The 25,339-nt window shown below is 69.0% G+C and carries 22 protein-coding genes; 15 read left to right on the top strand and 7 right to left on the bottom strand.

Annotated features, from left to right (window positions below):
- Window positions 1-3: 3 nt before the first annotated feature.
- Entirely contained in the window at window positions 4-675 is a 672-nt protein-coding gene (locus tag HDA45_RS21780; RefSeq protein WP_184898147.1) for a DUF998 domain-containing protein, read from the bottom strand.
- 88 nt (window positions 676-763) lie between these two features.
- Window positions 764-1,351 carry a TMEM165/GDT1 family protein gene (locus HDA45_RS21785; protein ID WP_184905891.1) on the bottom strand — a complete coding sequence of 196 codons (588 nt, stop codon included), beginning with the start codon at window positions 1,349-1,351 and terminating at the stop codon, window positions 764-766.
- A 186-nt stretch (window positions 1,352-1,537) separates the two neighbouring features.
- On the opposite strand from HDA45_RS21785, the gene HDA45_RS21790 reads away from it, so the two are divergent.
- From HDA45_RS21790 to HDA45_RS21830, 9 genes are all read left to right on the top strand, one after another.
- Window positions 1,538-2,491 carry a S41 family peptidase gene (locus tag HDA45_RS21790; protein ID WP_184905893.1) on the top strand — a complete coding sequence of 318 codons (954 nt, stop codon included), beginning with the start codon at window positions 1,538-1,540 and terminating at the stop codon, window positions 2,489-2,491.
- Window positions 2,492-2,572: 81 nt separating this feature from the next.
- The gene (locus HDA45_RS21795; RefSeq protein ID WP_184898150.1) at window positions 2,573-4,084 is read left to right on the top strand and encodes a cytochrome ubiquinol oxidase subunit I; all 1,512 of its coding nucleotides are present in this window, start codon (window positions 2,573-2,575) and stop codon (window positions 4,082-4,084) included.
- A 399-nt stretch (window positions 4,085-4,483) separates the two neighbouring features.
- Window positions 4,484-5,491, top strand: a complete 1,008-nt coding sequence (gene cydB, locus HDA45_RS21800) for a cytochrome d ubiquinol oxidase subunit II (RefSeq protein WP_184898152.1) — start codon at window positions 4,484-4,486, stop codon at window positions 5,489-5,491.
- Window positions 5,488-8,727 carry a thiol reductant ABC exporter subunit CydC gene (cydC, locus tag HDA45_RS21805; protein ID WP_184898160.1) on the top strand — a complete coding sequence of 1,080 codons (3,240 nt, stop codon included), beginning with the start codon at window positions 5,488-5,490 and terminating at the stop codon, window positions 8,725-8,727. Before cydB ends, cydC begins: the two co-directional genes overlap by 4 nt.
- A 14-nt stretch (window positions 8,728-8,741) precedes the next feature.
- Window positions 8,742-9,887, top strand: coding sequence for a GAF domain-containing sensor histidine kinase (locus tag HDA45_RS21810; protein WP_184898162.1), 1,146 nt, complete (start codon window positions 8,742-8,744; stop codon window positions 9,885-9,887).
- Between the two features lie 133 nt (window positions 9,888-10,020).
- Window positions 10,021-10,641: an excalibur calcium-binding domain-containing protein gene (locus HDA45_RS21815; RefSeq protein WP_184898164.1), complete on the top strand. Its 621-nt coding sequence runs from the start codon at window positions 10,021-10,023 to the stop codon at window positions 10,639-10,641.
- A complete protein-coding gene (locus HDA45_RS21820; protein ID WP_184898165.1) occupies window positions 10,638-11,270 on the top strand; it encodes a class F sortase in 633 nt (210 codons plus the stop codon). The genes HDA45_RS21815 and HDA45_RS21820 overlap by 4 nt, the downstream gene beginning before the upstream one ends.
- A gap of 9 nt (window positions 11,271-11,279) precedes the next feature.
- Window positions 11,280-11,888, top strand: coding sequence for a histidine phosphatase family protein (locus tag HDA45_RS21825; protein ID WP_184898167.1), 609 nt, complete (start codon window positions 11,280-11,282; stop codon window positions 11,886-11,888).
- Window positions 11,889-11,930: 42 nt separating this feature from the next.
- Window positions 11,931-13,196, top strand: a complete 1,266-nt coding sequence (locus HDA45_RS21830) for an HAD family hydrolase (RefSeq protein ID WP_184898169.1) — start codon at window positions 11,931-11,933, stop codon at window positions 13,194-13,196.
- Window positions 13,197-13,200: 4 nt separating this feature from the next.
- Here the strand turns inward: HDA45_RS21830 and HDA45_RS21835 are convergent, their stop codons facing one another.
- The 4 genes from HDA45_RS21835 to HDA45_RS21850 form a co-directional block, all read right to left on the bottom strand.
- Complete coding sequence (locus HDA45_RS21835; protein WP_076164005.1) at window positions 13,201-13,827, bottom strand: response regulator; 627 nt, start codon at window positions 13,825-13,827, stop codon at window positions 13,201-13,203.
- A 9-nt stretch (window positions 13,828-13,836) separates the two neighbouring features.
- Window positions 13,837-14,979: a hypothetical protein gene (locus HDA45_RS21840; RefSeq protein ID WP_184898171.1), complete on the bottom strand. Its 1,143-nt coding sequence runs from the start codon at window positions 14,977-14,979 to the stop codon at window positions 13,837-13,839.
- A 25-nt stretch (window positions 14,980-15,004) separates the two neighbouring features.
- On the bottom strand, window positions 15,005-17,524 hold the full coding sequence (locus tag HDA45_RS21845; protein WP_246480751.1) for a M14 family zinc carboxypeptidase: 2,520 nt from the start codon (window positions 17,522-17,524) through the stop codon (window positions 15,005-15,007).
- Between the two features lie 91 nt (window positions 17,525-17,615).
- Entirely contained in the window at window positions 17,616-18,455 is an 840-nt protein-coding gene (locus HDA45_RS21850) for an excalibur calcium-binding domain-containing protein (RefSeq protein WP_184898173.1), read from the bottom strand.
- 186 nt (window positions 18,456-18,641) lie between these two features.
- On the opposite strand from HDA45_RS21850, the gene HDA45_RS21855 reads away from it, so the two are divergent.
- Window positions 18,642-20,156 (top strand): 3'-5' exonuclease, encoded by a 1,515-nt coding sequence (locus tag HDA45_RS21855; RefSeq protein ID WP_184898175.1) that lies wholly within the window; start codon window positions 18,642-18,644, stop codon window positions 20,154-20,156.
- Here the strand turns inward: HDA45_RS21855 and HDA45_RS21860 are convergent.
- Window positions 20,153-20,470: a nucleotide pyrophosphohydrolase gene (locus tag HDA45_RS21860; protein ID WP_007030556.1), complete on the bottom strand. Its 318-nt coding sequence runs from the start codon at window positions 20,468-20,470 to the stop codon at window positions 20,153-20,155. The genes HDA45_RS21855 and HDA45_RS21860 overlap by 4 nt on opposite strands.
- A gap of 151 nt (window positions 20,471-20,621) precedes the next feature.
- On the opposite strand from HDA45_RS21860, the gene HDA45_RS21865 reads away from it, so the two are divergent.
- The 5 genes from HDA45_RS21865 (at window position 20,622) to HDA45_RS21885 (ending at window position 25,330) form a co-directional block, all read left to right on the top strand.
- Window positions 20,622-21,515: a nitrate- and nitrite sensing domain-containing protein gene (locus HDA45_RS21865; RefSeq protein ID WP_184898177.1), complete on the top strand. Its 894-nt coding sequence runs from the start codon at window positions 20,622-20,624 to the stop codon at window positions 21,513-21,515.
- Window positions 21,512-22,825, top strand: coding sequence for a DUF6880 family protein (locus tag HDA45_RS21870; RefSeq protein WP_184898179.1), 1,314 nt, complete (start codon window positions 21,512-21,514; stop codon window positions 22,823-22,825). Before HDA45_RS21865 ends, HDA45_RS21870 begins: the two co-directional genes overlap by 4 nt.
- 189 nt (window positions 22,826-23,014) lie before the next feature.
- Complete coding sequence (locus tag HDA45_RS21875) at window positions 23,015-24,571, top strand: DUF1841 family protein (RefSeq protein ID WP_184898181.1); 1,557 nt, start codon at window positions 23,015-23,017, stop codon at window positions 24,569-24,571.
- A gap of 46 nt (window positions 24,572-24,617) precedes the next feature.
- Window positions 24,618-24,917 (top strand): type II toxin-antitoxin system Phd/YefM family antitoxin, encoded by a 300-nt coding sequence (locus HDA45_RS21880; protein ID WP_221471206.1) that lies wholly within the window; start codon window positions 24,618-24,620, stop codon window positions 24,915-24,917.
- A complete protein-coding gene (locus tag HDA45_RS21885; protein WP_184898183.1) occupies window positions 24,914-25,330 on the top strand; it encodes a PIN domain-containing protein in 417 nt (138 codons plus the stop codon). The genes HDA45_RS21880 and HDA45_RS21885 overlap by 4 nt, the downstream gene beginning before the upstream one ends.
- Window positions 25,331-25,339 lie beyond the last annotated feature (9 nt).

The raw sequence follows: 25,339 nt of genomic DNA on the forward strand, positions 1-25,339 counted from the left end.
TCGTCAGCGGTGGCTGAGCAGCGGGCGCACCATGGTCGCCAGCAGCGTGAGGTCGACAGCGAACAGCAGCCGCTCGAACAAGCCGAGCGTGACCTCCTGATGCGACGGCCCGGTGAGCATCGTCCAGACGAATCCGCCGAGCACGATCACCACGGCGGCGAAGCTGGCCACCGAAAGCCGCCGGATCGTCGTGCGGCGCGGCTCCCACGGGCAGCGCGCCCGGCCGGGGCGGGTCAGCACCCAGGCGGCGGCGGGGAGCGCGAGGAAGGCCGTCAGCGCGGCGTAGTTGTGAATCTGACCGGCCAGTGAACGGGCCTGGCCCTCGGGGTCGACGGGGACGAGCGCGAGGACGAACAGGCCGGCGCACCACACGCCGAGCAGGACCAGGACGGACTCGTAGCCGCTGCGGTGCGCCTTCGCGATACCGCCGAGCAGGGCGAGCGAACCGAACCCCAGCGCCAGGCACATCGCGCCGAACAGCGGCGCCGCCGTCGAACCGGGTGAGAGGTAGCCGTAGACGTACTCCGACAGCGTCTGCCAGATCGGGCTGACCTGACTGGACAGCCGCAGGTGAAGATCGATCGAGATGGCCACGGCGACGGCCATGCCGAAGATCGCGAGCCTGCCGTGCACGGGGGAGACGGCACGGGCCGCGATGATCTTCGGCGAGGTCACGACCGGTTTCTCCAGGCACGTCGGGGCGGGTGTTCACCTTTTCGTTTCCGAAAGGTTACCCGGCGAACCTGTGAAAAAGCCGTGGGCCTCAGAAGGCCAGCTGGGCCAGCGCGAACAGCGAGAACCCGGCGAAGACGAAGCCCGCCACACGCTGGATGAGCTTGGGACGGATGCGGCTCCGGACCTTCGCGCCGATGAAGACGGCGAGCCCGGCGACGGCGACCAGCGCGACGAAGGAGCCGAGCGCGACAGCGAACGGGTTGCCGAAGCGGGCCGTGAGGCTGGCTGTCGCGAGCTGGGAGGCGTCGCCCCACTCGGCCGCGAACAGCACGCCGAACGACGTCAGCGCGGAGCGGAAGAAGGTCGCGGGGCTCGGCCCGGAACGTGACGCGTCCTCGCCGCCGTCCTTGCCGGGCTTGAACCCTTCGCGAAGGAGCATGTACGCACCGATACCGAACATCGCGGCGACGATCGCGGTCACCAGCGTCTCCGGCAGCAAAGTGAGCACACTGCCGAATGTGGCGGCGATCGCACATTGCACGGCGAATGCGGCGGTGACACCGGCGAATACCGGCCACGCGCGAAAACGAGTGGTGAGAACCAAGGTGGCGACGAGTGTCTTGTCCGGCAGCTCCACGGCCAGTACCAGGCCGAACGCGCTGATCAGCGCCAGCATCGAGCTAGACATGATGATTTCCACCCCTTTCACTGCAACGATAAAGGGGAGGTTCGGGAAAGGGCAAGCTGATCGCTTTTCCGAATCGCGCGGCCTGCGCGGGCGAATTGTATTTCTTGGCGGGGCGGAAAGGAGATTTCGGTGAACCGAATTCTTTTTTCCGGCGCGCTGGTAGCGTCCGGCACCATGGACGAGAGAGCGCGGATCGACGACGTGTGCAGGCGGCTGAGGGACCACTACGTGTTCCCCGACGTCGCCGAGAAGCTGACGGTGTTCCTGCGGGCGAGGCTGAGCGACGGCGCGTACGCGGGGCTCGACGATCAGGCGTTCTCCGTGGCTGTCACCGAGGACCTGCAGTCGGTCAACGGGGACAAGCACCTGCGGCTACGGCATCACATCGACCCGCTGCCCGAGGTGGACGGCCAGTCCTTCGATCCCGAGGAGTTCCGGCGCGAGGCGGAACTGAACTGTCACGGCATCGCGTCGGCGCGGCGGCTGGCGGGGAACGTCGGCTACCTGGAGACGAAGCTGTTCTACGGGCCGGACATCGCGGGCGAGGCACTGGCTGCGGCGATGACGCTGCTCGCGACCACCGACGCGCTGCTCATCGACGTCCGGGAGAACCGGGGCGGAAGTCCGGCAGCCGTCGCGCTGCTGATCAGCTACCTTGTCGACGAGCCCGTGCATTTCAACAGTATTTATCTGCGCGACGGCGACGTGACCAACCAGTTCTGGACGCTGCCGTACGTGCCGGGGCGGAAGTTCGGCGCGGACAAGCCGGTGTGGGTGCTGACGGGCCCGACGACGTTCTCGGGTGCCGAGGACCTGAGCTACTCGCTCCAACAACTCGATCGGGCGAAAACGGTCGGCGCGGTCACCGGTGGCGGGGCGAATCCGCGCCAGCAGTACAAAGTGGACACCCACCTGGACATCACCGTCCCGGGTGGACGGTCGGTGAACCCGGTCACGGGGACCAACTGGGAAGGCGTCGGCGTCCAGCCCGATGTCGCCGTCGCCGTCGAGGACGCTTTCGACACCGCGTACGCGTTTGCGCTGGACCACGTGCTGACACTGGGGGATTCGGGCGTGCGGCGGCCGATCGCCGACGAGGCGCGGCTCGCCCTCGCGGGCCTCGGCTGAGCCACGCGCGGGACCTACGTCCCGGCGAGATCAGGACCACTTGAACTGGCGGGGCCCCTTCGCGTTGAGCAGGCTTGAGGCGTGGAGGTTCTCGATCTCGCTAGGTGGCAGTTCGGCATAACCACCGTCTATCACTTCCTGATGGTCCCGCTGACCATCGGGCTTTCGGTACTGGTCGCCGGGATGCAGACGGCCTGGGTACGGACGGGTGACCAGCGGTACCTGAAGATGACCAAGTTCTGGGGGAAACTCCTGCTGGTCAACTTCGCGATGGGTGTGGTCACCGGGATCGTGCAGGAGTTCCAGTTCGGGATGAACTGGAGCGCGTACTCGCGGTTCGTCGGCGACGTGTTCGGCGCGCCGCTGGCGATGGAAGGGCTCGTCGCGTTCTTCGTCGAGTCGACCTTCCTCGGGCTGTGGATCTTCGGCTGGGACAAGCTGCCGAAGAAGGTCCACCTGGCGTGCGCTTGGGCGTACTCGCTGGCGACCGTGGCGTCCGCCTACTTCATCCTGGCGGCGAACTCGTGGATGCAGCATCCGGTCGGGGTCGAATTCGTCGACGGGAAGCCGACGATGAACTCGATCTGGGCGGTGCTGACGAACAACACCGCGCTGGCCGCGATCCCGCACACGCTCGCGGGCGCTTTCTCGGTGGCCGCGGCGTTCCTGGTCGGTGTCGCGGGCTGGCAGTTGTGGCGCAAGCGTTCGGGGGACGACGAGCACCGCGCCGTGTGGCGTTCGTCGTTGCGCCTCGGCGGCTGGACCGGTGTGGTGGCGTTCGCGGTGCTGGCGATCACCGGTGACATGCAGGGCAAGCTGATGTTCGAGCAGCAGCCGATGAAGATGGCGTCGGCGGAAGCGTTGTGCCATACGGAGAAACCGGCGAGCTTCTCGATCATCGCGATCGGCGACGTGAGCGGCTCGAACTGTGAGGACGTCAAGACGTTCAACGTGCCGGCGCTACTTTCCTTCTTGGCGCACAACGACTTCTCGACCGAGGTCAAGGGCGTGGAGAACCTGGTGACCGAGTACCAGGCGAAGTACGGCACGAACTACCCGGACGACCCGCAGCTCGGTTCGCTCGCGGGCAAGCCGATCGACTACGTGCCCAACCTGCCCGTGACCTACTGGGGTTTCCGCGCGATGATCGGTTTCGGCGCGATGTCGGCCGGGATCGGGTTGCTCGCGCTGTGGCTGACCCGGCGCGGGCGGATCCCCGGGCAGCGATGGTTCCCGTGGCTCGTGCTCGGCGGGATCGCGACCCCGTTCATCGGCAACAGCGCCGGCTGGATCTTCACCGAGATGGGGCGTCAGCCGTTCGTGGTGGTGCCGAATCCGACCGGTGTCGACGGAGTGTGGATGTTCACCGCGCAAGCGGTCTCGAAGTTGTCCACAGGCGAAGTGTGGACGTCCCTGATCGCCCTGACGACCGTCTACGCGGTACTCGGCGTTGTCGAGGTCTTCCTGATGCGCAAGTACGTACGCGGCGGCGTCGACGCCGTCATGCCACCCAAGAAACCGGCCCCGACCAGCAAGAACGACAACTCCAAAGGCGGTGACAGCGATGACGACGCCCTCGCCTTCGCCTACTGATCGCCCCGTAACCTCACCTGCCCAGCCCCCCGCCCTTCCCGGGGGACGGCCCCGCACCCAGCGTATCGGGGGTATCGCTCAGGCGGGTTACCCACAGCCAATCTGTGGACAACTTGAGCGGTTGTGGATAACTCAGGGCGACCGGGGTCTGAGGGGTCGGTTCGGGCGGGCCGGCGTGGTAGACGGTGTCGCGAAAGCCACTTTCGCGACGTTGGATGTCCCGAAAGTGGCTTTCGCGACATGCCGCGCGGCGTCACCGGGGCACGTGACAGGGCACGTGCCCGAGCAGGCGTCCCAGCAGCGGGCCGGGACGGCTGAGGGAACCCTTCACTCCGTCACACGCGGGCAAAGCGTCCTTCAGCTCCGGAAGCTCAGCCAGCTCAGGAAAGGGAGCACTCGATGACCCTCGAAACGATCTGGTTCTGCGTCATCGCCCTGTTCTGGCTCGGCTACCTCTTCCTCGAGGGCTTCGACTTCGGCGTCGGCATGCTCATGCCCGTCCTCGCGAAGGACAACACCGAGCGCCGCGTCATGGTCAACACGATCGGCCCGGTCTGGGACGGCAACGAGGTCTGGCTGATCGTCGCGGGCGGCGCGATGTTCGCCGCGTTCCCCGGTTGGTACGCGTCGCTGTTCTCGGCCGCGTACCTTCCGCTCCTGGTCGTCCTGCTCGCCCTCATCGGCCGCGGCGTCGCGTTCGAATATCGCGGCAAGGTCGACTCCGACCGCTGGCGCCGCAACTGGGACCGCGTCATCGGGATCGGCTCGTGGATCCCGCCGTTCGGCGTCGGCCTGCTCCTCGCGACCACCGTCCTCGGCCTCCCGCTCGACGCCGACGGCAACCGGGTCGGCGGACCGTTCGCCGCCATCGGCCTCGAAACGCTGCTCGGCGCGGTCGCGGTCGTCGGGTTCTCGCTGGTCCACGGCGCCGCGTTCCTCGCGCTCAAAACCGAAGGCGACCTTCGCCACCGGGCGCGGAACCTGGCCACGCGCCTGCTCCCGGTCGCTCTCCTGCCGTTGCTCGCGTTCCTCATCGTCGTGCAGCTGCGCTCGGGTGACCTGTGGACGCTGCTCCTGATCGGCATCGCCGTCGTCGCCGCGGTCCTCGCCTGGTTCCGCATCCGCGCGGGCCGGGAAGGGCAGGCGTTCGCCGCGCTCGGCGGGGTCATCGCGGCTTCCGCCGTCGCGATCTTCGTCGCGCTCTACCCGAACGTTCTTCCGTCCACTGTGGACCCGGCGAACACGTTGACGATCGCCGGTGAGGCATCGAGCCCGTACACCCTGACGGTGATGACGTGGGTCGCGCTGTTCGGCGCCCCCGCCGTCCTGATCTACCAGGGCTGGACGTACTGGGTGTTCCGCAAGCGCATCGGCACCCGGCACATCCCACCGGTGCACGCACCATGACCGAACTTCCCGGCCGCGACACCCTTTCCGCCAAGGAGTCCACAATGGACCCAGCGCGACCGGGGAAGGGTCCGCTCGGCGCGCTCGCTCCGCTTTCGAAGGCGGCGCGCCGGGCGTTGATCCTCAGCGGGATCCTCGCCTTCGTCAACGCGGTATTGCTGGTGGGACAGGCGTTCCTGCTGGCCGACGTCCTCTCCGCGGTCGTCCGCGGAACACCGGGGGACCGCACCGCCCAGCTGGCCGTGCTGCTCGCGCTCGTCGCAGGGCGCGCGTTGACCGGCTGGGCGGTGCGGGCGGTCTCCGCCCGCGCGGCGGCACGCGCGAAGGAAGAATTGCGCGCCAAGGCCCTCGACCACGCGCTGAAACTCGGCCCGGAATGGATCGCACGTCGCGGTCACGGTGAGCTGACATCGTTGACCACCAAGGGGCTCGACGCGCTCGACGCCTACTTCACCCAGTACCTCCCGGCGCTGGTGACGGCCGCGATCGTGCCACTCGCCGCGGGCGCCGCGATCCTGGTCGCCGACTGGCCCTCGGCCGCGCTCGTCGTGATCACCGTGCCGCTGGTGCCGCTGTTCGCCATCCTGATCGGCAAGCACACCGCCGAGCGCGTCGCCGAGGCCGCCGACGCCGAACAGCGGTTGTCGGGACATCTGCTGGAACTCGTCCGCGCGCTGCCGATCCTCAGCGCGTTCCGCCGCGCCGAGGCGCAGGCCGAGACGGTCCGGAAGATCTCCGAACGTCATCGCCGCACGACGCTCAAGACCCTGAAAGTCGCGTTCGCGTCGGCGTTCGCGCTGGAACTCATCGCGACCCTGTCGGTCGCGCTGGTCGCGGTCGTCATCGGTGTCCGGCTGGTCTCCGGCGAACTGCCGCTGGCCATCGGACTCGGCGTGCTGATCCTCGTGCCGGAGTGCTACCAGCCGTTGCGCGCGGTCGGCGCCGCGTTCCACGCCAGCGAAGACGGCGTCGAGGCCGTTCGCCGGGTCGCGGACGTCCTCGCGGAACCCTTGCCGCTCCGCGGATCCGAGACACCGGCCAAGGGCGAGATCCAGGTCGGCGGACTGCGCGTCGCGAGGCGCGGCGGCTTCGCGCCCGACGGTGAGACGTTCTCCGTCCGTCCAGGCGAACTGACCTGGTTGCGCGCGCCCAGCGGCGGCGGTAAATCGACGACGCTGGCCGTGCTGCTCGGCTTCGTGCAGGCCCACGACGGGTCGATCACCGTCGGTGGCACCGACCTCGCCGACGCCGACCTCGCACGCTGGCGCGAGAACGTCGCCTGGGTGCCGCAGTCGCCGGTGTTCGGCGGGGGCACGGTCCGCGACGAGGTCGGCGACGACGGCATCCTCGGCGAGCTCGGGCTCGACGGCCTGGCCGAGCGGCCGGTTTCGAAGCTGTCGCAAGGACAACGCCAGCGGGTCGCGGTGGCGCGGGCGCTGGTGCGGATCCGGTCGGGCGCGTGGCTGCTCCTGCTCGACGAGCCCACCGCCCACCTCGACGAGGTCAACGCCGGACTCGTCATGGCCGCCGTCGCCAAGGCCGTCGACAACGGCGCCGCCGCGATCATCGCCGCACACGAACGCACGGCGGCCATCGATATGTCGACAGTGCCCAGGGTCGACATCGGGACCACCGAAGAAGCGCGAACGACAAGGCCGGTGCCGTGGCGCGCCCTGCTGCGACCCAGGTTCTTCGGTGGAGCCCTGCTCGGCGCCGCCGCTTTGCTCGCCGGGGTCGCGCTGACCGCGCTCTCGGGCTGGCTCATCGCCAAGGCGTCGCAACAGCCGCCGATCCTGACCTTGACGGTGATGATCGTCGGAGTGCGGACGTTCGGTCTCGGCCGCGCCGGGCTGCGGTATCTCGAGCGGCTGGTCACGCACGACGCCGCGTTCCGGATCGCCGGGAGCCTGCGGGTCCGGCTGTGGGAGTCGCTGGTGCGGCTCGGACCGGCACGCGCGCTCCGGGCCGGTGAGGAGCAGCGGCGGCTGGTCGGCGACACCGACACCGTGCGCGATCTGCTTCCCCGGGTGCTCACGCCGCTGGTCGTGGTCGCGCTGGTGGCCGCGGGCGCCGTCGCGGTCCAGGCCGCCGTCCTGCCCGAAGCCGGGCTCGCGCTGGCCGCGGCCGTCGTGGTGAGCGCGTTCGCGCCGCTGCTCGCGCTCCGGGCGGAACGGCGCGCGACCAGCGCGCTGGCCGCTGGACGGCGTTCGGTGTCGGCGCAGGTGCTGAGCCTGTTCGAAGCCGCCGCCGAGCTGATCGCGTACGGGGTCGACAAAGAGCGACGTCGCCGAATCGCCAAGATCGACGCCGAGCTGACCGCCGAAGCGCGGCGACAGGCTTTCGGCGCCGGCGCGGCCGACGCCCTGATCATCCTGGCGACGGGTGCCGCCACCGTCGTGAGCACCGGGTTCGCCGTGAGCGCCGTCGCCGCCGGCGCGCTGAACCCGGTTCTCGCCCCGGTGGTCGCCCTGGTGCCGCTCGCGCTGGCGGAGGTGCTCTCCCTTCTTCCGCAGGCCGCGCAGCACTGGGACACCCTTCGCCAGGCCCGTCTGCGCCTCGCCGCGTGCGGTGAGAGGGAATCTCGAGACGTGAAACCCTCTTCCGGCACCGGCGGGGTGCGGATCCGGAACGCGGACCTCGGCTGGCCCGGTACGGCGCACCCGGTTCTCACCGGTGTCGACCTGGACATCGAGCCCGGTACGCACGTCGCCGTCATCGGCCCGAGCGGCGCCGGGAAGTCGACGCTCGTGGCGGCCCTGCTCGGTTTCCTCGAGCCGGGCAAGGGTGACGTCGACGCTCCCGAGAACGTCGCCTGGGCGCCGCAAGAACCGATGCTCGTCTCGACCACCGTCGCCGAGAACCTGCGCCTGGCCAAGCCGACGGCGTCCGAGGCCGACCTGCGAAAAGCCTTGTACCAAGCCGTTCTCGAAGACGTCGAGCTCACCACGATGCTGGACAGCGCGGGCGCCGGGCTGTCGGGCGGGCAGGCGCAGCGGCTCGCGCTCGCGCGCGCCATGCTCGGCGCCGCGCGAGCCGATCTCGTCCTCCTCGACGAGCCCACCGCGCACCTCGACGAACCGACCGCCCGCACCGTCCGCGAACGGCTCGGCGAGGCGCTCGCCGGGAAGACCGTCGTCCACGTCACGCACAACGCCGCCGAGGCGGACGGCGCCGACGTGATCCTGGAGGTACGAGAGGGCCGCGTCACAACGCGCGTACTGGCCGGAGCGGACTAATGTCGATAGCGCTCATGGATCCCACGCTTGCCGCGCGCGCCTTGTCCGCCGCCACCGAGATCACCGGCACCGCCCTGTCCGGCGACGATCCGGGTGACGTGCTGGAGACCGTGGTCGCCCGCGCCGTCGAACTGGCCGAGGCCGACCTCGGTCTCGTCATGGTGCGCGCGGACGACGGCCAGGTCGTCGTCGAGGCGGTGCACGGAGCCAGTACGAAAGGCCTTCGGGGGCTGGCGTTCGCCGCCGATTCCGCCGCCGGACAGGTCGCCCGCGGCGGTGAACCGGTCGTCAGCGAGGACTTCACCGTCGATCCCCGCACGGCGCCGTTCGTGCCACCGGAACTGCAGGACTTCGGCCCGTTCGCGGCGTCGGCGTTCGGCGCGGGCGGACGCGTCCTCGGCGCGCTCACCGTGTACCGCCGCCATGGTGGGGCCCCGTTCTCCGCCAGCACCGTCGAGGTGCTCACCGCCTTCGCGGCGCAGGCGGGCGTGGTGCTCGCGCTGGCGGAAGGGGCCAACGCCCGGCACCGCGTGACGCTTTACCAAGAGCGCGAACGCATCGCGCGCGAACTGCACGACGTCATCGTGCAGCGTCTCTACGGCGCGGGTATGCAACTCGACCGCGTCCGCAAGAACATGCGGAAGCGGTTCGCGCAGGCCGACGGCGTGCGGCTGTCCGAAGCGATCGACCAGCTCGATCAGACCATCGAAGAGATCCGCGGCACCGTGCGCGCGCTGCGCAGTCCGGAGCCCGCGAACGAGACGGTCACCGCCACCGACCTCGCCGAGTCCGCGCGCGGCGAGGTCCGCATCGCGGGCGAACTCCTCGGATACCCGCCGACCCTCGAACTGTCGGGAGAACTGGCCGACATCCCCGCCGAACAGGCGGACCACATCCGCGCCGCCCTTCGCGAAGCACTGTCCAATGTGGTCAGGCATTCCGGGGCGAGCGAGACCCGCGTGACGCTCAGCCGTGATGCGGAAGGCGTCAAACTTCGCGTGCGGGACAACGGATCCGGGGTTCCGCAGGGGGTCGCCAAACGCGGTCTCCGTCATCTCGACGAACGCGCGACGACGTCCGGTGGGCGCTTCTCGATCAATTCTTCGCCGAGTTTGGGGACTTTGGTCGCTTTCGACGTTCCGCTCGATCAAACCGTGTGAAATTAACGGCCTTCGCCGCCCGATAGAGCGACGATTCGCGTATTCCGATTAATCCGTAACGACCGGCGCCGGTGCGCGATTGTAAGGGCATCGAACGCGCTCGGAGCGCGAATTCCCAGTGAAAGGACTCCTCATGTCCTCGGTTCGTCGCGCCCTCGGCACGGCTGTGATCCTGGCCGGGTTCTCCTTGTTCGGCCCCGCTTCCGTCGCGTTCGCGCTGGCCGAGGCACCCGCGGTCGCCGACCTGAATTGCAAGCGTGACTTCAAGTACCAGGAAGACGCACAGGCAGTGCTCGACCAAGACCGGTCTGATCCGCACAATCTGGATGACGACGACGACGGAATCGCGTGCGAAACGCTGCCGAAGCGCGGAACGGCGCCGACCAAAACGATCAAGCCCGGTCTCCCACCGGTCGTCACGGAAACGAAACCCGCGCAATTCGACGACAAGGACTGCGCCGATTTCCCCTCGCAGGCCGCGGCACAGGCCGAGCTCAAGAAGAACCCGCGTGACCCGCACAAGCTCGACGGCGACCACGACGGGTACGCCTGCGAATCCCGCTTCGGCGAGCCCAAGAAATCCGGGCAGGTGAAGGTCAAGCCCGTCGGCGGTGTCGCGACCGGCGGCGGGGAGACCGCCGAACCCAACGGTGGTCTCCTGGAGATCGGCGCGGTCGCGCTGACCGGAGCGGCCCTGCTGACCGCGACGGCGGCGGGCGCGTCCCTCGTTCTCCGGCGGCGTGCCGACCGATGACGAAGGCTTCCTGGCGCCGATGGCCGTTTCCACTGGTCATCGGCACGCTCATCGGGGTGGCGCTCGCGGCCGTACTGACCGCTTGCGCCGTTCCACAGCCGGGCCAGATCACGTCTCCGGCGGCGCCGTCCACGGTGTCCGTGACGGCCCCTACGGCGACCGCGGCCCCTCCGCTCGGACCCTCGAAACCGGTGACGCTCGAGATCCCGGCGATCGGGGTCCGCACCGGCGAGATCGTCGACCTCGGCCTGACCGGGGACGGCAGCCTGCAGGTGCCGTCCGACGCGATCACCACCGGCTGGTTCACCGGCGGTCCGGCACCCGGCGAGCTCGGGCCCGCCGTGCTCGCCGGACACGTCGACTACAAGAAGGTCCCCGGAATCTTCGTCCGGCTCAAGGAGCTGAAGATCGGCGACGAAGCCGTCGTGCATCGCCAGGACGGGGTTGACGCGGTGTTCACCGTGTACGCCGTCGAGCGGCACCCGAAGGCGTCCTTCCCCACGGAGAAGGTCTACGGCGACACGACCGGACCGGAACTGCGCCTGATCACCTGCGGCGGGGACTTCGACTCCTCGACCGGCAACTACCTCGACAACGTCGTCGCCTACGCGAAACTGACCCGCGCTTAGATTCGGGGGATGCGCACGGTTCACGTCGTCACCCATCCGGAATCCACCCACCACGTCGATCGCCTGGTCGGCGGCTGGTTCGACGCCGAACTCACCCCCGGCGGCGAACGCGCGGCCGTCGCCATCGCGGAGTCGCTGCGCGCGAAGGTGCCGGAAGACGTGGAGATCTACGCCTCCGACCTGCGCCGCACCGCGCGGACGGCGGAACTGATCGGCGAGCGGCTCGGCGTGACACCGGTCCTGGACCGGCGGCTGCGCGAGAAGTCGTACGGGGAGGCCGGGGGCAGACCGCAAGAGTGGCTGGACCGCCGGTTCGTCCCGCCACCGGCGACCGGCGAACGGCTGGGGCACGACGAGGGGATCCCCGGCGCGGAAACCAAGGGTGCGATGGCCGCGCGGGTCTACGCGGCGATGGACTCGATCCTGGAGAGCCCCCGCGAGCACCAGATCATCGTGACGCACGGCGGCGCGCTCACCTTCGTCATCGCCGCGTGGATCCGGATGCCGCTCGAGTCGGCCGGGTACGTCGACTTCCGCGGTGCGCCCGGCAGCGTCACGGTGCTTCGTGAGGACGACTACTTTCACAACCGGCAGGTCGTGACTCTCGCCGGGAAATGACAGGATCTCCCCGGAAAGCCGACGAAGACGTGGGGAGATGACATGCCGAGGTTCCTGCGAGCCGTGGCCCTTGCCGCCGCCGTGGCGGTCGTTCCGGTGGCCTTGCCGGGCGCGGCCGCCGCCTCGACCGAGTCGCGTTGTCCGCAGCTGCGGCTCGCCGACCACTGGTACGGCGACAACGCGGCGAAGATCCAGAAGGTCATCGACGAACGCGGCCGCTGCGGCGGGACGCACGGCGAGCGGCCGGTGGCGGTGTTCGACTGGGACAACACGGTCATCAAGAACGACATCTCCGACCAGACCGTCTTCTGGATGATCCGGCACGACAAGGTCCTGCAGCCGAGGAACAAGGACTGGCGCACGACCAGCCGGTTCATGACCGCCGCCGGGGCGGCCGCGCTCGGCAAGGCGTGCGGCACCGCGACCCCGGCCGGTAAACCACTGCCGACCAGCAAGAACGTCGCCTGCGCCGACGAGCTTCTTTCGGTGCGGAAGAACGCGAAGACGAGCACCGGCGAAGAGGTCTTCGCCGGGAACAACCGGCGCTACATGGAGGCGGCCTACGCCTGGGTCGCGCAGATCAACGCGGGCTACCGGCCCGACGAGGTCCGCGCGATCGCCCGTCAGGCCAGGGCGGCGGCGCTGCTGGCGCCGGTCGGAGCGACCCAGAAGGTCGGTTCGAGCACCCAGGTCGCGTGGATCCGGTACTACCCGGAGATCAAGGACCTGGTCACGACGCTGAACAAGGCCGGCTTCTCGACGTGGGTCGTTTCGGCCTCACCGAAGGAGTTCGCGGACGTCTGGGGTTCGGCGATCGGCATCCCGCCGAGCCGCACGCTGGGGATCTACTCGCAGACCACGAACGGCCGGATCAACGGGCACCTCGAAGGCTGCGGCGGGCACGCCGACGGCGCCGACGAGATCATGACCTACATCGACGGCAAGCGCTGCTACATCAACGAGCGGATCCTCGGGATCCGCGGCGCGAAGGCGATGGAAGCGGCACCGGCGGCCAAGCGGCAGGCGCTCGCGGGCGGTGACGCGACCACCGACGTCACGATGCTGCGCGACGCCACCGGAGTCCGCGTGACGCTCAACCGAAACAAGGACGAGCTGATGTGCCGCGCTTACGACAACGCGGACGGGAAGTGGGCGGTGAACCCGATGTTCATCGAGCCCTTCCCCGCGCTGAACCGCGCCTACCCGTGCTCGACGACGGCGTACGAGAACGCCGACGGCACGCACGGCCCGGTGCTGCGCGACGACGGCACGATCATCCCGGACCAGCGCGACACCGTGCACCCTTGAGGCACTAGCGGTCGCGGCGTGCGATCCACGCCGCGGCCTGGGTGCGCCGCTGCATGCCCAGCTTCGCGAGGACGGACGTCACGTAGTTCTTCACCGTCTTCTCGGCGAGGAACAGGCGTTCCGCGATCTCGCGGTTGGACATGCCCTGCCCGATCAGGTCCAGCACCTCGCGCTCGCGTTCGGTGAGGGAGCCGAGTTCGTCCTCGGGCGGATGCCGCAGCTTGTCCAGCACCCGCGCCGTCGACAGCGGATCGAGCAGCGACCGGCCCGCCGCGACCTCGCGGACCGCGTTGACGACGTCCTGACCGCGGACCTGTTTCAGCAGGTACCCGGCGGCGCCCGCCATGATCGCGCCGACCATGGCCTCCTCGTCGTCGAACGCGGTCAGCATCAGGCACTGCGGCGGATTCGCCTTCGAGCGCAGTTCACGGCAGAGCGCGATGCCGTCGCCGTCCCCGAGCCGCACGTCGACCACCGCGACGTCCGGCTCGACGTGCATCGCCACGGCCAGGGCCTCGTCGACCCCGCTCGCCTCGGCGACGACCTCGATGTCGGGCTCGTCGGAGAGGAGGTCACGCAGGCCGCGCCTCACCACCTCGTGGTCGTCGATGAGCAGCACCTGGATCGGCATACCCCCACGTTACTTCGTCGCCTTGGCGACCACCCGTTCCACCAGCGGAGACGGCAACCCGGCCCGCTCGGCCAGCCAGCACGCCCACTTCCGCAGCAGAGCCATCGCCACCGGGTCCCGCCAGTCGCCGATCACGTCCAGGTAGTAGCCGACCCGGCCGGGGGAAACGTCGAACCGGGTGTCCGGCACCAAACCCTCCATCCATTCGCCCGCCAGGTCTTCCACGGCCTCGGGATCGGGTTCGCCGCCGTAGCGCTCGCTGTGCCACTCGATGAACAGACCGGCCATTTCGGCCGGGTCGGGGTCGTCGAAGAGCGATTGGTACGGCGGGAGCGGCAGGTTCCGCTTCTTCAGTGCCGTTTCGAGATCCTCGAACCGGCGTTGCGCGCGATGCCAGTTGTCGAGCGCGTCGCGTGACTCGAAGCCGATGATTTCGAAGTCGCAGCTGACCAGGCCGGTGAGCCGTTCGGTGTCGGTCACCGCCTTCGGCTCCGCGTCGCCCGCTTCGTCGCCGAGCTTCTTCCGCCACGCTTCGGTGGCTTGCTCGAGGTCGTCGTAGACGCGCCCGTCGGTCAGGACGGGGATCCCTGACATGTCGACGTCGAACAGGTATACGCCGGGATAGGTGTACGCCGCGATCACCGCGAGGCGGGTGCCGTAGACGTCACGCATCTCCCAGACCTCGCCGGTCGCCTTGATGTTCGCGAGGGACCGCGGCCAGTCCGACAGACTCTCGCTCTCGGACTCGATACGGGCGATCGTGGACCGCAGCGTCGGCACCACGCCGGGAGCCGCGATCGCGAGCAGGCCGTGCAGCAGCCGCCACAGCGCCTCCGTCGGCCCGGCCTTCGCCGAGGCGGACACCTCGGCGACCAGAGCGGCGAAGAACAGGTCGAAGTAGAGGCCGCTGTTGGCGTCGTCGATGGCGCGCTTCAGCTCGGCCCCGAGCAGTTCGGCCGTGGTCTGCTCGAGGTCGCGAGCGGTGCGGCAGGCCATCAGTCCGTCGACGCCGCCGAGAATGTTCTCGATCGCTTCCTCGAACCAGTCCGGCAAGGGCTCCGGTTCGGCGGTCAACGGCACCTTCGGCTTTGTCGCCTGCTTCTTGTTCTTCTTGGCCTTCTTCGGCTTCCGGCCACGGGAAACGGGGGACATGGCCAGAAAGCGTAGACCGTCTTGGTCAGCCTGCCGCCCAGTAAACCGCCTTGGCCACCTGCGAGTACAAGCCCTTCGGGTGATCGCGGAACAGCGGCTCGGTGCCGAACAGCACCACCCGTCCGCCGAGCCCCGAAGTGCCGGAGACGACGGCGGCCTGGCCCGCTGCCTGCAGTGGTCCGCCCGTCCCGTCGTCCCTGGTCCGCCAGTGCCCCGCGACCAGCGGACTTCCGCTCGCGTAGCGCTGCTCGACACTGACCGAGGAGCCGAGATCGGCGAACCAGAACGGCCCGTAGACGAACGAGTCCGGCAGCGCGCCGGCACCCACCGGGCCGGTTCCGTTGACGACCGAAACGACGCCGTTGCCGTCCTCCCAGCCCGCCACCGGACGCGCTTCGAGCAGTCCCACGTCAGTGTTGAAACGCGCGCCCGTGGCGCCGCGGGTGACCACGCCGCCGCGGGCCAAGAAGGCCTTGAGTGCGTCTTTCGCGGCCGGCGTGAGGTCGGTGTATCGCAGTCCTGACGAGACGAACAGCAGGTCCACCTTGGACCAGTCGAAACCGGCGTTGAGTACCGCCGCTGACACCGGCCGCACATCGAAGCCCATGTCCCGCAACGCTTTCAGCTCGTCCGGGCCGACGGCACCCGCGATCGTCTTACGGCTCAACGGGGTCGCCGTGCCGCGAGCCTCGGTGAACCGGACGCCGTAGCGGTCCGCCACCTCGGTGGCGGCCGGTCGCGCCGATGCCGGGACGACGATCGTGCCGTCTTGCGTACGTCCCAGCGCGAGGCCGCGGTTCAGCAGGTCGTTGACGGCACTGACGTCCTTGCCGTCGACGAGCTTCAGCGCGAGATCCCGGCCGGGCGCGGCGTCGATGCCGCCGGTGGGCGACGCGGCGGTGACGTCGTGCGCCCGGACGTCGAGCCTGCCGTGTTTGACGATGTCGACCGACGCGCCCCACAGCAGGCGATGGCTCCAACCGGAGATGTCGTACATGACCGGCACCTTCGCCGAGATGTCGCTGCCCTGCTCCAGCATCACGTTCGCCAGGCCGCGTTTCGGCTGGTGCATGTCCACCAGGTACGAACCGGCCGGATAGCGGCGTCCGGCCAGCGAGAACGGGCGATCGGCCTGCCGCACCCGGACGTCGTTGGCCACCAAGTGATCGACGAGCCGCGAAGCCGCGACGGCCGAACGCTGATCCGCGCCGGCGGGGATGACGTACGCGCGCGGGAACTCGGTGCGGTAGCGGTCTTCCGGGCCGAAGCCGGGCACGAAACCGTCGGGGATCTCGCGCTGTGCCTCGCCCGCGCCGCCGCGGCGGAACATCTCGATCTGGTTCGCGATCAGTTCGCCGCGATTGCGGTCGACGTAGGTCAGCGTGCTGCCGATGGTGGCCTCGACGACCTCGGTGTTGATCACCGCGCGCCGCTGGAGTTCCGCGGCGGGCTGCGTCTCGTACTCCGCGTTGTTGACCCGCATCGGGATCTCGATCGTGAACGACACCGCGCCGTGGTACATCGCGTACTGGGCCGTGTAGATCGGCGCCCAGCCGTCCCAGCTGCCGGGTTCGTAGTCGCGGAACGGGATCTCCGGCTTCGCCGTCTCCGGCCGCCCGAGCGCCTTGACGGCCTCCTCCATGCCGAGACCGTTGGCGTAACCGTGCTTGAGGTAGAGGTCGAAGTCGTAGTTCTGGCCGTGCGGCGGGGTGGTCGGCTCGATGAGCGTGTTCTCGACGTAACCGTGTTCGTCCAGCATCATCAGCGGCTGCTTGCCGATGGCGATCCCGCGCATGGCCCGCACTTCCGGCTGCGACGCGGTGACGAAATCGCGGTTGGGGTCGAAGCCCTGCGACGTCTGCCGCGTGCCGGCGACCCGGCCGTCCGGATTGGCCGTGACGTTGAAGTAGAAGCGGTTCCGTTTCAGCAGGTCGGCGGTCTTGGGATCTTTCGACGTCGCCAGCTTCTCGATGACGCGCAGCGCCCCGTCGGTGCCTTCCCATTCGTTGCCGTGGATGTTGTTGTTGATCCACACCGGCGCCTTGTAGCCGTGGCGCAGGAACGGATCGCGCGCGGCGCGGACCGGATCGTTCTCGATCAGCGATCGCCACGCGTCCTGCCGCCGCGCCTCGAACGAACTCTCCGGCGCGGTGACCGTCACCAGGTACAGGTCGCGGCCGAGGCCCGACTGCCCGGCGATCTCGACCGAGACCCGGTTGCCGAGCGCCTGCAACGCGTTCAGCCTGGGCGCGATCGCGTGATACGGCGCGAGCCCGAGTTTGATCGACTTGTCGGCCGCGTTCTCCGGGTACACCCGCAGCTTGGTCCTGCGCGGATAACCGGAGTGGTCGCCCGCGACGTTCTCGCCCACCGCGGCCCGCGCGGCACCCATCAGCGGGTCGGTCGCGGCGATGTCGTTGCGTTCCGGCCCGTTACCGGGATCCCGATGCGGTGTGGACGGCGGTGGCGCCGCATGCGCCGGCGCGGCGACCGCGCTCAGGGAAAGCATCAGGGCCAGGACCACGGTGCGAGCCGAACGCGACAAGGGCCACCTCCCAGGGACTTCGGCACAGTGTTTCTGCTCGCCAAAGACGTCACAAGACCCGAAAGGCGGCTAATCGGGCGCCGGGAAACGGCTACTCGCAGGCCACGCCGTCGCCGTCCCGGTCGAGTTTCCGGCTGTAGCCGGGTTGGCCCGCGTACAACGGCGCTGCCCCTGCCGCCCGCGCGGCGGCGCAGTTCGGATAGTAGGCGGCCTTGGGCGGGTCCGGTTCCTCCGCCGCGGGCGGAGGCGTTGTCTTCTTCGTGGTGGGCTCGGCCCGAGTGGTCGTCGGCGGCGCCGCGACGGGCTGCTGCGGTGGCGCGACGGAAGTGGGCGGCGTGTCGATCTTGCCGAGGCACGGGGGACCCCAGAGCCCGTTCCCGGCCGTCCGCGCGGCGTCTTCCGCGGCCTGGAGCGCGACACCGACCGTCTTCTCGACAGCCTTGCTCGCGTATTTCGCGTATCCGGCTTTGAGTGCGGTGGTGGAGTAATCGCCACCGTTCACCATGCTGACCGAAGCCAGCGCGACACCGGCGTCATCGGACACGGCCTGAATGACGACTTCCTGTCCCGCAAGTGTGTTCTTTGCCCACGTGACGGTTTCCGTGGCGAAACATCCATTGGTGCTCGGAGGGGTCGTCAACCCGAGAACATGGATGATTTTCTCACCACCGGGGCCGGTCACCTTGATCGTGCCGGCATCCATCACCTCGGCCACCCGGTACGTATTCGGAGCGGCGGACGAAGACGTCGCCGGGCTCGGCGTCTGTTCGACGCGAACGGCCGCGGCGGCAGGTGGTTCCTGTTGTGGCTGTGGTGTTTTACCGAAGACCGCGCCGAGTACGAAGAGCACCGAAAAGGCGGCGAGAACGATCATCATCCAGCGGGGCATCCGCTTCTCACGAGAAGGCCGTTCGGTGGGATCGGTGCGCATGGGCGTCCTCGGAATTCTTGCCTCGGGTGGGCTTTGCCGGTTTTTGTCGTTCATCCACCGAATGTCGTTACAAGCCCGGATATTTCGTCACGAAGCGGCCACGAACAGGTCACCGTCGGCGTTCGGGCGTTACGCGGGCGACGGGGTCGCGATCCACCGGTAGATGCTTCGAGAAAAGGAAACGAAATGGCGGAGACAGTCGAAAACCTCGTGTTGACCGGAGACGGCCGGTTCGCCGTGGGCACGACGGAGTTCACCGCCATCGATTTCGAGACCACCGGCCTGCATCCGGGGCACGTGGTCGAGGTCGCGGCCGTGCGTGTCCGCGCGGACGGCACGGTCCTGCGCGAGTTCTCGACGCTGGTCAATCCCGGTCGCGGTGTGGATCCCGGTCCGGCCCACGTGCACCGGATCACCCGCCGCGAACTCGACAACGCCCCGTATCTCGGCGAGGTGCTGGGCGATTTCCTCGATCTCTGCCAGGGCAGTGTCCTGGTCGCGCACAACCTACCCTTCGAGGCGCGGTTCCTCGGCGGGGAATTCGGCAGGCTCGGCGCCCGGGTCCCGGCCATGCCAGGGGTGTGCACGCTGGCGGCGGCGCGACGCTCGCTTCGGCTGCCGAACTACCGCCTGGCCACGGTCGCCGAGGCGGTCGGTGTCGGTGAGTTCGCGGCGCACACGGCACTCGCCGACGCGTATGTCTGCGCGCGGATCGTGACGACACTGGTGACCACCCACGGTCTCAGGTTCGCGACCCGGCCGGTCTTCCCGGAGCTACCGCGTTTCGCGCCTGCCGCACGCCTGTCACCCCGCCGTGCGGTGGTGCCGAGCGGTGGCACCTGGATGGCGGACTTCGTGGACAGGGTCCCCGAAGCCGCTTTCGGAGTGCCCGGCTCGCTGCGGGACGCCTACGTCGAACTGCTCGGGAACGCCTTGGCCGACAGGCACATCTCGGACACCGAAGCGAGGGCTCTCGGCTCGGCGGCCTCGGCGGCGGGAATGTCGGACGCGGATCTGCACCGTGTGCACACCGGGTTCGTCCGCGCGATGCGAGAGCTCGCCGAGAGCGACGGTGTCATCACCACCGAGGAAGGACGGGATCTGCGCACCGTCGCGGCGGCACTGAGAGTGCCGGAGGTGCTGCACGGACTCCAGGCCGCCGCGACCTCGTCCGGCGGGCGCCGCCGCGTCCTCGTTCTCGGCGACGGGCTGGCGGAGGACGGCTTGCGCGCCGCGGTACTCGACGCGGGGCTTCAACTCGCGAAGAAGCTCACCGCGTCGGTGACCCACCTGGTCGTGGGCTCCGGGGTTTCGCCTGCCGAGCCGCGGATCGCCAGGGCGGGCGAACTCGGCGCGAGGGTGCTCGGAATCGCCGAGGCGAGCCAAGTACTGGGTCTCGTTCCTCAACCGTCGCCCGCGCCTGTCCGGATACCCGAACCGATTCCCGTCCCCGCGCCCGCGGCGCATTGGCCCGCCTACGACAGCGACAGGCGGACCGCGGTCTTCGCACCTCCTCCGCAGTCGCCAGCGCCGTCCGTGATGCTCTGGGGCGGACGAGTCCTGATGGGATTCGGGCTGCTGCTCATGTTCATCACGGTGCTTGCGCTGTTCGGCGGCGCGGGGCTCGCCGCGGGCATCTTTGTCGGTGTCCTGGGAGTCGGAGGGCTGCTCGGAGGCTGGCAGATCGCCGTCAGGGGCTAATCGGGCGCCGGGAAACGGTGCTCGTTCCGGTCGATCTTCGCGTTGGCCGCTTCGATCAGGTCGACGCCGAGACTGTTCGCCAACTGCAGCAGATACAGCGTCACGTCGGCGATTTCGTCGACGACGTTGTGCGCCAGTTCAGGGTCGGATCGCCACTTCGCGGACTCCTCCGGAGTGAGCCACTGGAACAGCGAAGTCAGCTCGCCGACTTCGCCGGACAATGCCATGACCAGGTTCTTCGGGGTGTGGAACGGTTCCCAGGCCCGTGCCGCGGCGAAGTCGCGGAGGCGCTGATTGAGGTCGTCGAGTGTCACGTGCCGTGCCTACCAGATCGTCACGGTGCGCTAACGGCCGTATGGCGGACGAGCGTTGACGTGCAATTTGCAACTTGCATAGCGTCGCTCGGCGTCGGGGATCCGATTCGGAAGGAAAGCTTTGACGTACCAGCGAAGCCTTCGCTCTCGCATGCTCTCCATCGCGTTCGTGCCGAGCGCCGCCTTGGTGCTCGTGGCGTTGTTCATCGGCGGATTCCTGGTCCAGCAGGCCATTCAGGACCGCGACGACGCCGAAAGCGGAGCGGTCACCATGGCCGAGGTGAGCCGGGGGATCGCGTCGCTGCAGCGAGACCGCGCGGCCGCGTTGAAAGCGCCGGGCAGCCGTTCCGCCATCTACACCGCGTACGCCGACCGCATCGACACCTCGCTCTCTTCCCTGCGCGACATCGCGCGGGCGGCTCCCGACGCCGAGGTCGGCTACCAGCAGACGATCGCCGTCGAACTGCTCGCCGCCGTCGAAGGATTGGACCGCAGCGACTCCCTCGCGGTCGCCGGGATCGACGACGAGGGGCGTCGCGATTACGCGGCGGCTGTCGGCGCGTACCGGTCCAGGCTCGACGCCGTGGCCGGGAAGCTGACGGAAAGTAGTCGTCAGGTTTACCGGGATCTCGTCGGGAGCGAGGACTGGAGCCGGTTCGGCGCGGTCGAAACCGCGTTGAGCGCGGCCACGCCGCCGCCCGTCGGCCAGGACGCCTGGCGCGTCGCGGCCGGCGTCGTCGGACGCTCCCTCGGCGATCTCGCCGCCCGTCAGATCGAGTACTCCGCGCAGCTCGCGATCGACGGCGGACGCCGGGTGCTGAGCGGCGCGCTCGCCGCGTCCGCGTCGATCTCGCTGCTCGCGGGGGTGGTGATGGCGATCGTGATGCTGCTCGCCCGGCGGCTCCCGATCCCGGTCGTCCGCTGCCCTTCGCGCGTCGAAGTGACGCCGCTGACCTGGTCACACTTGGTGAGCGATTACGCCGGAAAGAGCACGCTGTTGGCCCACACGCGTCGGCGAACCGGTCGGGCAGACTTGTCCGGGTGAGTTCCACGACGGATCTGCGCCCCTACCTGCGCACCTTGGACGCGGAGACGCTGGCGGACCTGCTTCATGCCCATGCCGAGCGTGACCCTGTGTTACGACAAGCCCTGGAGAACCGCTTCGTCACCCAGGGGAGTGACCTAGCCGAGGCGCACCGCCTCCTCGACACCGCCGTGATGGCGGGCAACGTCGAGTACGCCGCGAAAGTCGGCTCCGTGCTCGACACCCTTCAGCGACTTCTCGACGCCGGCAGCCGGGCGGATCTCGCTCCGCTCGCCCGCCGGACCGTGGACGACATCAGCGAGATGCTGGAGCAGATCGACGACACCTCGGGTGAGGTCGCGGACCGGCTGGACCGGGCCGTCGAGCTGTACGCACGGGCCTGCGTCGCGCGCCCGCCCGACCCGGAGAGCCTGGCCTCCTGGATCCTCGAAGTGGAGTTCGACGGTCCGGGATGGCCGGTCATCGAGTTGGCTGACTTCGCCTCGGCGTTGGGCGACAAGGGAATCGCGCGGATCAAGTCCACTGTGGACAGCGTGCTCGCGGAGCAGCCGTCCGGGACGAAACGCGAGACGGCCGAGCGGTTGCGCGAGGAGCTGGCGGAAGTGTCCGGAGACGTCGACGCGCTCGTCGCGATCCTCGCCGCCAAGCCGCCGCGGGTCGACGTCAGTCTCAAGATCGTGCGCGTCCTGCGTGCGGCGGGACGGCACAGTGAAGCCATCGCGCACGCGGCGCGGGCGCTCACGCACGACAAGAAGGAAGAGGCGCCCCCGCCCGAAGAAGAGCCGGTTCCCTTGTCCCGCAAAGGTTTCGACGAGAGTCCCGGTAGTGCGACGTATCTCGCGCTGCGCCAGGAGTCGCTGGAATCGGGGAGGTGGATCGCGCAGCGGAAGACCGCGCTCGCCAAGTTGCGTGAGCTCGCCGCCGAAAGCACGGAGGCCGCCGACGAACTGGTTCGCGCCCTGGTCGGCGAGGACCGGGCCGACGAGGCCTGGCGGGTGGCGGTGCGTTTCGAAGCTTCTTTACCGGTGCGCGTCGAACTCGCGGATTCGCGTTCCGTCGCCCATCCGGCCGAAACCATTCCTGTCTATCGGGACCATGTCGAAGAATTGATCACGCATAAAGATCCGAACTCCTACCGCGAGGCGGCCCGGCAGCTGCGCAAACTGCGCACGGTGCACAAAAAGGCTGGCACAGCTGAGGAATTCAGCTCGTACCTCGGCACATTGGTGGAAATACACAAACGCAAGACGCGGCTGATCGCCGAGGTCAAGGCGGCGAGAATCGCGATTCGGAAACCCGTCAAGGCGTAACCGCGGCGGCCGTCGGTCGTTATCGGGATGAACCGAGGAAAATCCGGCGAAGAAGGTCGAACGGACCGACGAAGTCGCGGTGGTCCTGAACCGGTGTCCGCCCGCGTCCTCCCGGCGATCAGGACATCGTGTTGCGCGCCCGGGACCACCGCGACGAACCGGCTCGAGGTCGCGTGAAAACATGTCGCCATGAGTCCGGTGAGCCGTGCCCGCAAGAAGGCAGCCCAGCCCTCCACCCCGAGTGTGACGGGCCTTTTCAAGGACGTCCTCCGGGACTTCTCGACCCTCGGCGCCGAACCCGAGGTGCTCGATGTCGAGCTGCTGACTTCCGAGGTGCTCGGCCAGTGGTGGGAGATCGAGGTCGAGGAGGGCGAAACGCCGCTGGGCCTGGAGCTCATCGCGTTCGCCGAGCGGAAGATCACCCCCGCCGCGGCCGCGCTGCTCGCCGGGTTGCGGGTGTTCGCCGAGACCGAGGAGGAGCGCGAGGCGGCCGCCTCGGCGCTGAACACCGTGCTGGGCCGCGGGATCCCGGAGCCGGAGTGGGCGGCCGATCTGGCCGCGGTGACCGTCGGTGACTGCTGGCGGACCGGCGACGTCTTCGGTGACGAGTCCTCCCTCCTCTGTGTCTTCTCCCGCGGCGGTGTGGAGCACGGGCTGCTCGCGCTGGTCGACTTCACCGAGGGCGGCCGGATCCGCGACGTCGTCGTGGTCGACAAGCCGCAGGACGTGCTGGCCGAGATGCGGCAGCAGGCCGCCGACGACCCGGAACTGGTCACACTGGAGCGGGTGCTGCCCGAGCGCGCCCACCAGCTGCTCGCGGACGGGCTGGCCGCGACGGACGTCGTCGAGGAGCCCGACGTCAGCGAGGACTACGCGCGCTTCCACGCGCTCGCGCTGGGCTGGATCCGGGCGCTGCCCGCCCCCGAACCCTCGCCCGAGATCACCGAATGGCCCGAGCAGGTCCGCGAAGAGGTCGTCGCCGACTTCATCGGCTCCGGGCTCGTGGAGGACACCGAGGCGACGAGGTTCTACGCGCGCCTGCTCGTCGACTACGGCTGTGAGACCGAGCCGGGCAGCCCGCTGCGTGTCGGGCCCGAGAAGCTCGCCCGGTTCCTCGAGTCGCTGCTGGACGGTGAGTTCGAGGTCGACGAGGCGTACGAGGAAGCACTGGAACCCGCGCTGCTCGGCTGGGTCACCTGGGCCGCCGACCGCGCCGGACTCCCCGAGGCCGCCCGCGTGGCGCTGCTGGAGAGTGCGACCGAGTTCCTGGAGGAGTTCGCGCAGGACGAGGACTCCACGCTCGACGTCTACTTCGACGGCTCCGAGGGGATCGAAGACCCCGCGGAACTCGCGGAGGCCCTCGAGCGCCGGATGTTCGCCGTCCCGACCGTCTACACGGAGATCGGCGACGAGGAGCTGGAACTCGAGCCCGCGGATCCCGAACAGCGCCGTCTGCTGGTGATCGGCGAGCACCCCGAGTACCACGAGGCGCTTGCCGAGGAGACCTTCGACGGCGAGCCGAGGATGCGGCTCGCGCTCAAGACCACGATCGTCGACCAGCTCTGGGACGACGAGCCCGCCGAGGTCTGGCAGGCCGTCCGGCGGCTGAGCGAGACCGGGCTGGAGCGCGACGAGATCTTCGACCGCCTCATCGACGCGCTGTCCGCCCAGCTGAGCGAAGCCGGCGAACACGAGATGGACTACGACGTCGACGACTACCGGAAGGCGCTCGGCGACCTCGCCTGACGGCCATCCCCTTGCCATCCCTCCCCAATCCGTCTAGTCTGTCTAGATGGAAGCAGCAACCTGGCAAGTGCAGGACGCCAAGCAGCGGCTGAGCGAGCTGCTGCGCCGGGCCGCGGCCGAGGGGCCGCAGTTCGTCACCAAACATGGGGAGGAGGTGGCCGTGGTGCTGGACATCATGGATTACCGCAGGCTGGCCGGAGGCGGTGAAGCCGTCGATTTCAAACTCGTGCTCTCCGGTGAGCAGCACCATCCCGAATACGGGGAGGCGCTGGCTGACGTGCTGGAGGAGATCGCCGCCGAACGCGCGGAGGATCTGCCGAGGGATGCCGTGGAGGTGAGCGGGTGACCTTTCTGCTGGACACGAACATCGTGTCCGAGGCCCGGCGGCGCACGCAGAATCCGGGTTTCGCCCGGTGGTGGAGCGGGGTGTCGTCGAGCAGGCTCTACCTGAGCGTGCTGACCGTGGGGGAGATCGAGAGAGGAATCCACAAACTCAGGCATCGAGGAGATCAAGACCGGGAACGGGCGGACGCGCTCACCGACTGGCTCGCCGGGCTCACCGCGCAGTTCTCGGAACGGATCCTTCCGGTGACCGCCGAAATCGCGGCCGAATGGGGCAGGCAGCACGCGCCGCGGAAAGTGCCGTCCGTCGACGGGCTGATCGCCGCGACCGCCCGGATCCACGAGTTGACCCTGGTCACCCGGAACCTCGCCGACATGGCCGGGCTCGGAGCGCAGGTGCACAACCCGTTCGACTGAGTTCCCGGC

The sequence above is a fragment of the Amycolatopsis umgeniensis genome (assembly GCF_014205155.1).
Lineage (GTDB): Bacteria > Actinomycetota > Actinomycetes > Mycobacteriales > Pseudonocardiaceae > Amycolatopsis > Amycolatopsis umgeniensis.